Annotated in this window: 7 protein-coding genes; 6 read left to right on the forward strand and 1 reads right to left on the reverse strand. The window is 71.2% G+C overall.

Annotated elements, in window-relative coordinates; genetic code table 11:
* The first annotated feature begins 63 nt into the window (after window positions 1-63).
* The 4 genes from BHS09_RS15220 to BHS09_RS15235 all read left to right on the forward strand — a co-directional run bounded on the left by BHS09_RS15220 (window position 64) and on the right by BHS09_RS15235 (window position 8,855).
* On the forward strand, window positions 64-1,920 hold the full coding sequence (locus BHS09_RS15220) for an OPT family oligopeptide transporter (RefSeq protein ID WP_174258784.1): 1,857 nt from the start codon (window positions 64-66) through the stop codon (window positions 1,918-1,920).
* 15 nt (window positions 1,921-1,935) lie between these two features.
* Window positions 1,936-5,760: a serine/threonine-protein kinase gene (locus BHS09_RS15225; RefSeq protein ID WP_140798228.1), complete on the forward strand. Its 3,825-nt coding sequence runs from the start codon at window positions 1,936-1,938 to the stop codon at window positions 5,758-5,760.
* A gap of 164 nt (window positions 5,761-5,924) precedes the next feature.
* Complete coding sequence (locus tag BHS09_RS15230) at window positions 5,925-7,469, forward strand: hypothetical protein (protein WP_140798229.1); 1,545 nt, start codon at window positions 5,925-5,927, stop codon at window positions 7,467-7,469.
* A 12-nt stretch (window positions 7,470-7,481) separates the two neighbouring features.
* Window positions 7,482-8,855 carry a serine/threonine-protein kinase gene (locus BHS09_RS15235; protein ID WP_140798230.1) on the forward strand — a complete coding sequence of 458 codons (1,374 nt, stop codon included), beginning with the start codon at window positions 7,482-7,484 and terminating at the stop codon, window positions 8,853-8,855.
* Window positions 8,856-8,858: 3 nt separating this feature from the next.
* Here BHS09_RS15235 and BHS09_RS15240 read toward each other — a convergent pair whose 3' ends face one another.
* Window positions 8,859-10,208, reverse strand: coding sequence for a sigma 54-interacting transcriptional regulator (locus BHS09_RS15240; RefSeq protein ID WP_174258785.1), 1,350 nt, complete (start codon window positions 10,206-10,208; stop codon window positions 8,859-8,861).
* A 458-nt stretch (window positions 10,209-10,666) separates the two neighbouring features.
* Here BHS09_RS15240 and BHS09_RS15245 point away from each other — a divergent pair, with 458 nt between their 5' ends.
* Window positions 10,667-11,062, forward strand: coding sequence for an MmcQ/YjbR family DNA-binding protein (locus BHS09_RS15245; RefSeq protein ID WP_237078309.1), 396 nt, complete (start codon window positions 10,667-10,669; stop codon window positions 11,060-11,062).
* Between the two features lie 139 nt (window positions 11,063-11,201).
* Window positions 11,202-12,401, forward strand: a complete 1,200-nt coding sequence (locus BHS09_RS15250; protein ID WP_140790818.1) for a cyclic nucleotide-binding domain-containing protein — start codon at window positions 11,202-11,204, stop codon at window positions 12,399-12,401.
* Window positions 12,402-12,406: the final 5 nt, after the last annotated feature.

Genomic DNA, 12,406 nt, shown 5'->3' on the forward strand with positions numbered 1-12,406 from the left:
TGGTGACGAATGGGGAAGGGGGCTCGTCCCCAATGGCCTCGGAATGAAAAGATGGAACGGCCCATGTCTCAGCCCGTCCCCCAAGCTGCCTCCGAGGAAGTGACACCGGCGCAGGCACCGCTGACGCTGCTGCGAATCCCGGGGGATTCCCCCGAGGCCCTGGACACCTTCTGGCTGCGCGAGGTCTTCCAGGGGGACCGGGTGCCGCAGCTCACCCTGCGGGCGGTGCTGCTCGGAAGTGGCATTGGTGCCATCACCTGCGCGACCAACCTCTACGCGGGCCTGAAGATGGCCGTGGCCTTTCCCGTGGCCATCACCGCCGCGTTGCTCGCGCACACGGCACACGGAGCGATGCGGCGCGTGGCGCCGGGCGTCGCGGGTGCTCCGCTTTCGCCGCTGGAGACGTGCTCCGCGCAGGCCGTGGCTTCGTCCGCGGGCTATGCGACAGGCGGCGCCCTGGTGTCCGTTCAGGGCGCGTGGTTGCTCACGACGGGCAGTCATCCCCCCGGGTGGGCGTTGCTCGCGTGGACCTTCCTCCTGTCCGCGCTGGGCGTGCTCTTCGCGGTGCCCCTCAAGCGCAAGTTGGTGGACCATGAGCAGCTTCCGTTCGCCACGGGCACGGCCGCGGCGGCGACCATCCGTGCTCTTCACACCACGGGCGCGTCGTCCCGTCCGCGGCTGTCGATGTTGGGTCTGGGCGGAGGTGTCGCCGCGCTCGTCACCCTGGTGAGGGATGGGCTGGGCCGCCTGCCCTACGTGTTTCCTTTCCCCGGAACGCTGAGCGGGATGTCACTGGAGCGCCTGGGCTTCGGCTTCGAGACGAGTCTGCTTCCGCTGGGCGCGGGCGCGCTGCTGGGACTGCGGCTCACGGCGTCCTGGTTCCTGGGCGCGCTGCTCATCCACGGAGTCGTGGCACCGCGCGTGTTCGCTTCGGGGCTGCTGCTTCCAGATGGAGACTTCCTCGCCTGGAGTCTCTGGCCCGGGACGGCGGCGCTCACCACCGCGTCGTTGCTGCACTTCGCGCTGGAGGGCCGCGTCCTGGGGCGCGCATTGAAGGGACTCTTCAAACGTCCCTCCGTGGCGCCCCATCCGGTGGACGCGCTTCAGGTGCCGGGACGCTGGCTGCTGGCGGGCCTGGTCGTGTTGATGCCCGCCACGCTCGCCGTGGCCAAGGTGGGCTTTGGCGTTCCGCTGCCACACGCCGCGCTCGCGGTGGCGTTGTCATTCGTGCTGTGTCTCATCGCCTGCCGCGTCACGGGGGAGACGGACGTCACGCCCGTGGGCCCGCTGGGGCAGGTGACGCAGATGACCTATGGCGTGCTGCTGCCGCGCAACGTGGAGGCGAACCTCGCCACCGCGGGCATCACCGTCAACGCTGCGTCGTCCGCGGCGGACCTCCTCAGTGATGTGAAGACGGGACACCTGCTGGGGGCCCATCCCCGCCGCGTGTTCCTGGCGCAGCTCGTGGGTTGCGCGGTGGGGGCCGCCGCGGTGGTGCCGCTGTTCTTCCTGTTGGTGCCGGACCGTTCGGCGCTGGGGGGCGAGCGCTTCCCCGCACCCGCCGCCACGGTCACCGCCAGCATCGCCCAGGTGCTAGCTTCGGGCCTCTCGGGGTTGGAGCCGGGCACGCGCGCGGCGCTCGGTTGGGCCGCGCTCGCCGCCGCTGTCCTCACACTGACGGAGCGACTGCTTCCCGAACGGGTGCGGCACTGGGTGCCGTCGCCCCTGGGCATGGGCCTGGCCTGCCTGTTGCCGGCGTCCACCGCGCTGGGGTTCTTGCTGGGCGGGGTGGCGGCGGCCTTGGCCCGCAGGGCGAATCCAGGGGCCCAGGAGGGGCGGGTGGTGACGCTGGCCGCCGGCCTCATCGCGGGCGAAGGGTTGATGGGGGTTGTCATCGTCCTGAGCCAGGCGCTCTGGTAACGTTCGTTTCACCCCATGCGCTGTCCGGTCTGCCACCGCCGTCTCGCCACCGGCGCGGTGTGTCCTGTGCATGGCCAGCGCGCTTCGTCGCCTGGCCCTGACGCGGAGCCCTTCCCGCTCCCGGACGTGCCAGGTTTGAGCCCCGCGGCCTTGCTGGGCTCGGGCGGCTTCTCACACGTCTTCACCGCCTACCGCGAGGAGGATGGCCGTGAGGTCGCGCTCAAGGTGGGACGGCCGCCTCACCGCGACCGCTTCGCCCGGGAGGCCGCCGCGCTCCGCCGCATCGGCGCGCCGACGACGCCCACGCTCCACCACTCGGGAGTTGTCCGAGGGCGGCCGTTCCTCGTCATGGAGCGGCTGCATGGCCAGACGCTCGCCGCGTGGATGGCGGCGTTGCCGGGCTCGGGCGCGGCGTCCGTGCCCAGCGTGCGCGAATTGCTCAGTGGCCTCTGCGCCGCCTTGGAGCGCGTCCATGCCGCGGGCGTGGCCCACCGCGACCTCAAGCCGGAGAACATCTTCCTGCGTGAGGGTGGGGCGCTCAGCCTGCTGGACCTCGGGCTCGCGCGCTTCCTGGACGCACCTGACGACGGAGAGCGCCCGGAGTCCGAGGGCTTGACGCTCGTGGGGCAGCGGCTGGGCACGCCATATTACATGGCACCTGAGCAGTGCCTGGACGCGCGCGAGGCCGGCGCCGCCGCGGATGTCTACGCACTGGGCGTCCTCCTGTACGAGTTGCTCACCGGCGCGCCGCCTTTCATCGGTGGCGCCGAGGAGATTCGCCACGGGCACGTCAGCCTTCGCCCAGCCCGGGTGTCGGAGCGCGCGACCGCGCCGACGGCGCTCGACGCGGTGCTGTCGCGGTGTCTGGCGAAGGCGCCCTCCGAACGTTTCTCGCGGGCTTCGGATGTGCTCGCCGCTTTCGATGCCGCGTGCAGCCAGTCCCTGTCCATGGCTCCACCGGAGGGCGCGCCCGCCGCGGTGCCCACGTCGTCCGGGCCGGGGGCCGGCGAGCGGTGGGTCGCGCTGCTGGGCGTCCGCGCGGACATACCGGTCGATGTGCTTCGGCTGACCTTCGAGCCTCAGGGCGGCACGCTCGCGCGCGTCCGCGCACGGGGCTATCTGGTCGCGTTCTCCGAGTCCCTGTCCGCCGAGGCCAACCTTCGCGCGGGCGCACTGGTGGCGCGCAAGCTGATGGAGGAGGGCAAGGCCGCCACCGTCCTGCACCTGTCGCGGCTGCACGTTCTTCCGGGCGCCACGACCACGCGGGTCGCGGGGCCTGCCTTGGAGTCCGCGGGAGACTGGTGGTCGGAAGACCTCGCCCTGGGAGAAGCGCGCGTCACTGCCTCCGCCGCGGCGAGGTTGGGGCCGGGCGCCACGGAGCACTCGCCCGATGGCGCGCGCCTGCGATTGCACGACGGGGGCGCGGCCACGTCCTCTGCGGATGCACCGCCCCTGTCCGGCCGCGATGCCGTCCTGGCGGCGCTGGAGGCCGAGGCATCACGCTGCATCGAGGAGGGTGTCCCAGGGCTGTGCGTCCTCACGGGTGACGTGGGGCACGGCACGTCCCGCGTCCTGGAGGCACTGGCCACCCGGCTGGAGGCCGCGGGGCGGTGTCTCGTGGTGCGGCTCCGTGCGCCCGCTCCGGACGCCGCGTCCTCGGAGTCGCTGCTGGACGCGCTGCGGGCCACCGCCGAGCCGGCCCGCGTTGTCCAGGCACCAACGCTTCCACTCGCGGATGAGCGACACGCAGCCGCGCGCTGCCTCGCCGAGGGACTCCAACGGCAGGCCCAGGCAGCCCCTCGCGTGTTGCTCGTCGACGACGCGCACCTGGCGGACCCCACCAGCCTGGATGCACTGGAGGTCGCCACCTTGGCGGGTGTGCGTGCACCGCTCTGGGTCTGCGTCGCCGCGAGACCCGCGTTGCTCGGGTTGCGACCGCACCTGGGCGAGCGCAGCGCCCGTGTCGCGCGAATCGCACTGCCGCCGCTGACGCCCGAGGCGAGCCGTTCCCTGTTGCTGCATCTGCTGCGCCCCGCCGAGCACGTCCCCGAGCCGGTGCTGGCGCGGTTGGAACAGCTGGCGCAGGGCGTCCCCTTGTCGTTGGTGGAACTCGCGGGCGCGCTGCGGGCCGCGGGGGCACTGCGGGCGTCTCCAGGAGGCGGGTGGTACATCGCGCCGGACGCGTTGCTGGACGTCTCCGTGACGCCGCTCTTCGAGCGACTCGCCGCGCGGGCGTTGGCCGGGCTCCCCGCGGCACACCGAATCCTGGCGCGGCTGTGCGCGGTGCTGGGCACGGAAGTGGAGGTGGCCCGTGTGGATGCCGCCCTGCGACACCTGGAGCCGAGCGAGGAGATGGCGCGCGTGACGTCGCTCGACGCGGGGGCCGGACTCCATCGGCTGGCGCGCTCGGGGCTGTTGCGGCCCACGGCTCCGGGCCACTTCGCCTTCCGTCACCCCTTGCTGCGCGAGGCGCTGGAGGCGTTGCTGCCGGCTTCCTCACGTCGCGTCCTCCACGCCGCGGCGCTGCGTGCCACGCCCCGGGACGGGATGGCCGAGCGCCGTCGCTGGGCCCACCATGCCGCGGCCTGTGGTGCTCATACGGAGGCCATCACCGCGTTCCTCTCGCTCGCGGAGTCCGCGCGCCGTGCGCACCTGTCTGTCGAGGCGGAGCAGCACTACACGCGCGCGCTCGCGTTGTTGCCGGAGGGAGATGTGGAGCGCCGGGCCCTGGCGTTGTCGGGACGTGGGCGCGTCCGTCACCGGCTTCAGCGCTTCCGGGAGGGGCTGGCGGACCTGGGCGCGGCGCGGGCACTGGCCGTGGCTCGCGGTGACGAGGCCCAGCAGGTGGAGTTGCTGCTGGAGGAAGCCACCGCGCGCGACTGGATGGAGGACGTGGAGGGCTCGTCGGCCTGTACACGTGAGGCTTTGGAACGCATCGAGCGGCTGGATGAGCCTCGCCTGTCCCTGCGCTGCTCGCTGGCCCGGGGCAGGCTCCACGTCCGGCTGGGGGAGTGGGGCGCCGCCGTGCGCGTTCTGACCGGCGTGGTGGAAGGCGCGGAGCGGGCGAAAGACCACGAGACGCTCGTGGTGTCGCTGGCGCTGCTGGGCTCGGCGCTCACGTTCCTGGACCAGACCGACGAAGCCGCGACCCGCTTCGACATGGCACTGCTGCGCTGCGAGCAGGCCGGGGACGCGCTGCACCGGGCCGCTACGCTCATCAACCGTGTGCTGCTGTGGTTGCGCCTGGGGAATGTGGCTCGGATGGAAGAGGACCTGCGCCGCGCGATGGCGCTGGGCCGCGAGCTGGGCCATGCGCAAGTGGAGCGCTGGTCCACCTTCAACCTCGCCGAGGTGCTCTACATGCAAGGACGTCTGGAGGAGGCGCTGCCGCTGGCCCGGCGTGTTCACGAACTGGGCGTGCGCTTCTTCCGTGAGCACCCCGTCCCGGTGGATGCGTTGCTGCTCGCGCGCATGGCCGCCGCGCTGGGCGACCTGGAGGAGGCGACGCGGCAGCTCCGGTGGATTGACTCCCACTGTCCGCCCGAATCGCTGCCGCCCACCGCCGTCATCCGGAGGCTGGTGGAGCTACAGGTCCGGGACGCACAGGGCGGCGGCTCGGCGCGGGAGGCGTGGCTGGCCCTGGCGGACGACGCGGACACCCTGGCTTCGGCGGATGAGAAGGCGGAGATTCTCCTCCAGGCTGCCCGGGGCGCGCTCCAGGCGGGACGTGCCGACGAGGCGCGCACCTGGGCGCTCCGGGCCGAGCGCGCGGTGGAGGAGGGCGCTCCCCTGTGGCGAGCCCGCCTGGAGTCCCTGCGGGCTGCCCTTTCCGAAGTGTAGCGAGAAATGTCACTGTCCGGCGGCGGTGTGACGTGAAGCGCTACGCGAATGCCGCCTGCAGATCTGCTCTCATGGCACCTCATACAACCTCCCAGGCTGGCTCGGCACATGCTTGCTGGGAGGAGGCAGCTCTCCTTCCTTCCGTCGTTCTTGGAGGACGTCTCATGGCCCTTGGTTCGCCTCGCCTGTTGGCGGTTTCCTCGCTCGTGTTTTTCGCCCTGTCGGGCTGCGGAACCGGGCCCCATGAAGAGGAGACGCCCAGGGTAGGGGCGCAGGCGTCGGAGATTCGCATCGCCAACTCGCTCACGACGCAGGCGCTGGTGCTCAACGCCATCTCCACCAACGCCGACTCCAACCAGTTGCTGGGGACCTCGGCGCTCGTGCAGCTGTTCCATCCCACGCTGGGCGACGCGAACACGCGCCGGCGGCTGCATGACCCCAATGCGCAGCGGTTCATGGAGTACCTGGTGGGCTGCGCGCTGACGGTCGAACAGGAGATTGCCTATTACGACCCGCGATATCCCAGCCCCGGTGTCCGGAAATGGCTTGGACAGGCGGGGCTCTGCCCCGATTGGGCCGACTCCCCACCGACCCGGAGCTGCCTGGAGCGTGTCTCCGCCTGTGTGCTGGCGCGCAACAACGCGGAGGGACGGCGCGTGGAGTTGTCCATGCGCGGCGAGCACCAGTTCGACTCGTCGGGACCCAACATCTACACGCTGGATGCGAAGACGCGCCCAGCCGCACACGTCCCCATCACGGGCGATGCGCTGGCCAGCTTCGGGGACTGTGTCCTGGGCGAATCAGGCGAGCAGCGTGACTGCGGTTGGACGCCGGATGGCATTGGCAGCTGCACGCCTTCCACGACCGTCGTGGTGGGCGCGGGCGGTCCGCTGTCCTGCGCGGGGCCGTCTCCCACACTGGGCTCCAGTGTGAATGGGCCCGCTGTCCTGCGCGTGTGCGAGGGCATCGCGGGGTGTGACCATTTCGACGCGCGCAACCTGGGCGAGGCGACTGGGACCTGCGCGGGGTCGCCCGCCGTGCCGGTGGTCTCCTTCACCTGCCCGGCCGGGGGCTACTACAGCGTGATGACCGCGCCGGCTTCGAGCACGACCGTGGAATGGCTGGCGAACGTCGAGGCGCATCCGGACTCCGCGTCCATCTATGGCCTGTCCGAGCAGCAGGTCTATTCCGTGCGCGAGGGCGCATTCTACGGAAACATCTTCCTGCCGAAAGAGCTGGGGGCGGAGGTGGACGTCGTGGAAATCGGTGAGGGGGACAAGAAGCAGTACGTGGTGGTGGGCGCCGACGTCATCGTGCGCGGCTCCATCTACCGGAAGATGTTCTCCTGCTACGACCCGGCCTGGTCGAGCGGGGCGGCGTACGCGGCGAACCGCGTCTGCGCGCTGCCCTCGTCGGGCGCCAACTGCGCCGCGCGCGTGACGGGGCCCTGCTTCACGTCCCTCAGTTCGCCCGTGGCCGGTAAGTGCGCGATCCAGGACGGGCCCCTCACGCCGGGGGATGGCGACTACGAGGCGTGCCGCGACCAGGCCAACGTGCTGTGGACGCAGTCGGTGACCACCTACCTCCATGCCCCGTGCGATACGGTGGCGAAGGAGCAGCGCACCCAGTCCTGCGGGCGTGCATCGGTGCCCGTCAAACCGCTGCCTCCGGTGGAGGAGCTGCCCTTTCCCTTCCCTCGGAAGAAGTAGGCCTTCTGCCGCATGGCGTCGGGTGACGAAGAGGCCCTCTATGGCGAGGAGCTGGGTGTCGGCGCCCTGGTATCGGACTGGCTGGTGGAGCAGGTCCATTACCGGGGGCCTGTCTCCACGCTCTACCGTGCCCGACATGTCCGCACGGGGGCTCCCGCGGCGCTGAAGGTCCTGCTCCCGCAGCCCTCGGACGTCGCCCTGCGGCGCTTCCATCGGGAGGCGGAGACCCTCCAGCGGTTGCGCCATCCGCACATCGTCGACGTGCTTGGCTACGGCACGCTCGCGGACGGGCGGCCCTTCATCGCGATGGAGTGGTTGGAGGGGAGGGACCTCGCGGCGGAGCTGGCTTCGCGCGGGCCGCTGTCGCCGGGAGAGGCGCTGGAGGTGCTGGAGCAGGTGGGCGGCGCGCTGCGCACCGCGCACCAGGCCGGTGTCGTGCACCGGGACTTGAAGGCCCAGAACGTGGTGCGCATGTGCACGGGCGGTGGAGCGCCGCGCGTGAAGCTGGTGGACTTCGGCGTCGCGAAGGGGCTGACGCCGGATGCGCCGGGCGCGTCCACTCTCACGCTGACGGGCGTCTCCCTGGGAACGCCGTTGTCCATGGCGCCCGAGCAGATTCGCGGCGAGCCGCCCGACGCCCGCACGGACCTGTACGCGATGGGCGTGCTGCTCTTCCAACTCGTCACCGGGCAGCCGCCCTTTCAGGGCGCCACCCGGCACGAGGTGGAGGACCTGCACCTGAATGCGCCGCCTCCTCGGCCCAGTGAGCGCGCCCCGGTGCCTGCCGGGCTGGATGCCGTGGTGCTGCGCAGCATGGGGAAGCGGCGCGAGGACCGATACCCGGACATCGATGCCTGGATCGACGCGCTCCGGCGCGCGGTGAAGGGCAGTCCCACGGAGGACCAGCCCACGCTCGCCGTGGCGCTGTACGCGGAAGCCCGGCTCCACGGCGCGGTGGAACCTTCGTCCTTGGAGCGGCTGGATGCGTTGCTGGAGCGCGTGGGGGGAGCCGCGCGCTCCGCGGGGCTGGACGTGCGGCTGGAGGGGAGCGGTTGCCTGCTGGCCTTCGCGCCGCTGCCGCCGGAAGCAGGGGCGGAGCAGGCCGCGCGAGCGCGAGTGCTGCACGCCGCGCTGGCCCTGGTGGAGTTCGTGGCGGCGAGCGAGGCGCCGCGCCCGGTGGACCTGGCCATCACCGTTCACGTCGCGGAGCTGCCTCGCGAGGACGGCGGCGGCGGGTTGTTGCACCTGCCGGGCTGGGTCGCGGAGCCACCAGGAACGGAACTGGTGGCGACCGCGCGTGCGCTCGAGGGCCTGGAAACGGGCTTCCTGGCGACACCCGTGTCCGCCGCGGGACTGGGGTGCTGGCGCGTCAGCCGCCCGCGGTGATGCTCACGGCTTGATGCCGTGGCGTCGCAGCAGGCGGTAGAGGTGGACGCGGTCCATGCCAGCGGTGACGGCGGCCTGGGCCACCTTGCCCTGGTGCTTCTCCAGGAGCGCGCGCAGGTAGCGGCGCTCGAAGTCGTCGACGACGTGACGGCGTTGGTCGGCGTACGGCTGCGAGGGGTCCACCTCGGGTGGGCCGGAGCGGTGGGCCTCTTCCTCGGAGAGCTCTACTGCTTCCTCGAAGACGAGGCATCGCTCCAGGTAGTTGCGCAGCTCGCGCACGTTGCCGGGCCACGCCGCGTGCCGCAGCCTGGCCAGGAAGTCCTGCGTGCGCAGCGCGGCCGTGCGCTCGCGGTCCGCGCCGAGCAGGTCGAGGATGCCTTCCACCAACATGGGCAGGTCCTCCGGACGCTGACGCAGTGGCGGAAGCAGCAAGCGCAGCACCGCGAGCCGGAAGAAGAGGTCGGAGCGGAACCGGCCCGCGTTGACCTCCGCGCGGAGGTCCCGGTGCGTGGCGGCGATGAGGCGCACGTTCACCGGCTGATACGTGTTGCTGCCCACGCGGCGAATCTCGCGGTTCTCCAGCACGCGCAGCAGCTTGGGCTGCAGTTCCGGAGGCAGCTCGCCAATCTCGTCCAGGAAGACGGTGCCTCCGTCGGCTTCCTCGAAGACGCCCGCGCGCCGCTGGACGGCGCCGGTGAACGCGCCCTTCTCGTGGCCGAACAGCTCGCTCTCCAGCAGGTGCGCGGGGATGGCGCCGCAGTCCACGATGAGGAAGGGGGCGTCACGCCGGGGACTGGCCTGGTGGATGGCCAGCGCGGCCTGGCTCTTGCCGGTGCCCGTCTCGCCTTCGAGCAGCACCGTCACGTCGCGGCCCGCCGCGCGCTCCATCATCGCGAAGCAGCCCCGCATGGCCACGGAGGCGCCCACCAGCGTGCCGAAGCGCGAGTTCTCCGACAGCGGCAGGCGGTTGTTCTCCGCGCTGAAGTCGAAGCGCAGCACCACGCGGCCCAGGCGCAACAGGCTGCCACTGCGCAGCACGCCCTCCACCACCTGCACGCCGTCGACGATGACGCCGTTGAGGCTGTCCAGGTCCTTCACCTGGGGGCCCCGAGGCCCGATGCGCACCTCGCAGTGGAACCGGGACACCGTGGAGTCCTCCACGGCGAAGTCGTTCAGCGGGTGCGAGCCCACCGAGCAGGTGTCACCCGTGGACTCCCACGTCGTCCCCATGTTCGGGCCTTCCGCTACCGTGAGCCGGAACCGGCGCACCGTGGAGGCGTCATAGCCCCGGCGTGCGTGCTCGTAGGGCAGCGTGACGTGCAGCGGCGTGTCACTCCCACCTTCGACTTCCATCCTCCATTGCGATTCGCCCTTCACGTCCGGCGAGGAGGGTGCGGCCCGAGCCCGATCCAGTGCAGACATGGAAGTCAAGATATCACGGGGGCCGACATCCGAACGGTTCTCTCCCGGGCTCATTTTTTTGGGGGGTGGTTGTTGGCCGCCCGCTCTGGGAGCGAGGCAGGTCCCGCGCGGAGGCGCGGCGTCTCCGGGATTACCGCTAGTCGAGGCTGTTTGGACCTTCTCGGCTGAGAGGTGCTGTGTCACAGCGGACTCGGAGTGTCGCGGACCCCACATGTCGGCGCGGGCGGTCGTGCTGATGAAATGACAGACATGACAGCGCGGGTCATCACGTCGCCACATCCGCCCGGGGATGAAATCATGTCTGTCATTTCACGGGGCGGTTCGTTCGCGGTGTTTCAACACGGCGCGCTACCTGCCGTGTTTGCCTGGGCCTCTGGTAGGAATGCGCCATGGCGACACGGGGTAGGCGCCGCGCGATGCGCGGTGGTGGTACGCAAGGGCTGACGTTCGACGCGGTGCGCGCGCTGGTGCTGGCCCTACCGGGGATGGAGGAGGGCACATCCTTCGGGACGCCCGCGTTCCGCGTGCGCAAGAAGTTCATCGCCCGCTTCCACGAGGATGGTGAGTCGCTGGTGGTGAAGGTGGAGCCCGGCGTGCGGGACGTCCTCATGCAGGCCGAGCCGGACAGTTGCTACATCACCGAACATTACGCGGGGTACCCCGAGTACCTGCTCGTGCGCGTTGCCGCGGCGCGTCCGGCGCTGGTCCGCCAGCTGTTGGAGGACGCGTGGCGGAGGAATGCCTCCCAGCGGCAACTGGCGGAGCGGGCGCGGGACGCGGACTGACGCCTGCGTTTTCGCGGCAGGCGTTGGCAGGCCCGGCATTCAATGCGAGGCTCTGGGCGAAGAGGGGGCAGGCCGGGAAGGGGCGCAACGCTTTGGCAGCACCCCTGCTGGCCGGTCTCACCGGCACGGGAGACCCGACATGTCAGAGTCAGCAGGTGGCCAGGGCGAGGGGAGCGGGCGACTGCGCACGCCCGTGGAGGGTGCCCTCCGCGCGGTGCGCTCTCTGGTCGAGTTGGAGGACACGGACCGGGCGGCACAGCTCTACGAGGAGCTGGGCGATGCGCAGCGCGAGCGCATCCGTCACGAAGCTGAACGGGGACCGGCGAAGGAGCGCCGTGGCTTCGTCGAGGTGCTGCGGCGCGCGCGGGACTTCCTGGGCGCGGCACGGCTGATGGATGGTCAGGGCGAGGACGCCACCGCCGGGGACCTCTACTTCCAGAGTGGCAAGTACATGGCCGCCGCGGAGAGCTACCTCCGCGCGGGTGAGGCCGAGCGCGCCGCCGCCGCCTTCGAGCGAGGTGGTGCGCTGGAACGCGCGCTGGCCATCTATCGGGAGATGGGCTCGCGCGAAGCCATGGCGCAGTGCCTGGTGCGCCTGGACCGTCCCTTCGAGGCGGCCACGCTCTACCAGGAGCTGGGGCAGGCGCACGCGGAGGTGGAGGCGCTCGGAGGCGTGCGCGCGGAGGACCCGCGCTTCGTGGAGGCGGTGCTGCGCATCTGCCAGTTGCTGGACGCGGAGGGCTTCACGCACCGGGCGCTGGCGGTGCTCGCGGACGCGGTGAGCAGCTCGGAGGAAGCGCGCGGGGACCCGGCGCTGGTGACGGAGAAGGCCCGGCTGCTGCGCCGCATGGGGATGGAGGCGGAAGCGGAGGCCATGCTCATCCGCCGTTCCGGAGGCGCGTCGGCGCCCGCGGCGAACGGGTACCGGTTCCTCAAGGACATCCCCATCTTCGGTGAGCTTTCCCTGGAGGACATGAAGGACCTCTACCGGCTGGCGCGTCAGGTCGTCATCGCGCCCGGCGCCGTATTGCTGGAGAAGGGCGCGCCCGGCGTGGGGCTCTTCGTCCTGATGGACGGCTCCGTGGACGTCTTCAGCGGACCCGAGGAGGACGCCCGGCACCTCAACACGTTGGGGCCAGGGGCGTACCTGGGGGAAATCTCCCTGGTGCAGGACGGGCCCGTGTCCGCCCATGTCCGTGCGCGGACCTCCGTGCGGGCGCTGCGCATCAGCCGTGTCGACTTCGAACGCTTCGTGGATACGCACGAGGCGGCGGCGCTGCGCATCTACCGCCTCTTCACCCAGAACCTCGCGGGCCGGGTGCGTGCGCTGAGCACCTGACAGGG

It is taken from the genome of Myxococcus xanthus (assembly GCF_006402735.1).
Lineage (GTDB): Bacteria > Myxococcota > Myxococcia > Myxococcales > Myxococcaceae > Myxococcus > Myxococcus xanthus_A.

Excerpts from the sequence above, each read along its gene's own strand:
- BHS09_RS15240 (WP_174258785.1), bottom strand. The coding sequence starts at position 10,208 with ATGGAAGTCGAAGGTGGGAGTGACACGCCGCTGCACGTCACGCTGCCC.
- BHS09_RS15235 (WP_140798230.1), top strand. The coding sequence starts at position 7,482 with ATGGCGTCGGGTGACGAAGAGGCCCTCTATGGCGAGGAGCTGGGTGTC.
- BHS09_RS15230 (WP_140798229.1), top strand. The coding sequence starts at position 5,925 with ATGGCCCTTGGTTCGCCTCGCCTGTTGGCGGTTTCCTCGCTCGTGTTT.
- BHS09_RS15250 (WP_140790818.1), top strand. The coding sequence starts at position 11,202 with ATGTCAGAGTCAGCAGGTGGCCAGGGCGAGGGGAGCGGGCGACTGCGC.
- BHS09_RS15245 (WP_237078309.1), top strand. The coding sequence starts at position 10,667 with ATGGCGACACGGGGTAGGCGCCGCGCGATGCGCGGTGGTGGTACGCAA.
- BHS09_RS15220 (WP_174258784.1), top strand. The coding sequence starts at position 64 with ATGTCTCAGCCCGTCCCCCAAGCTGCCTCCGAGGAAGTGACACCGGCG.
- BHS09_RS15225 (WP_140798228.1), top strand. The coding sequence starts at position 1,936 with ATGCGCTGTCCGGTCTGCCACCGCCGTCTCGCCACCGGCGCGGTGTGT.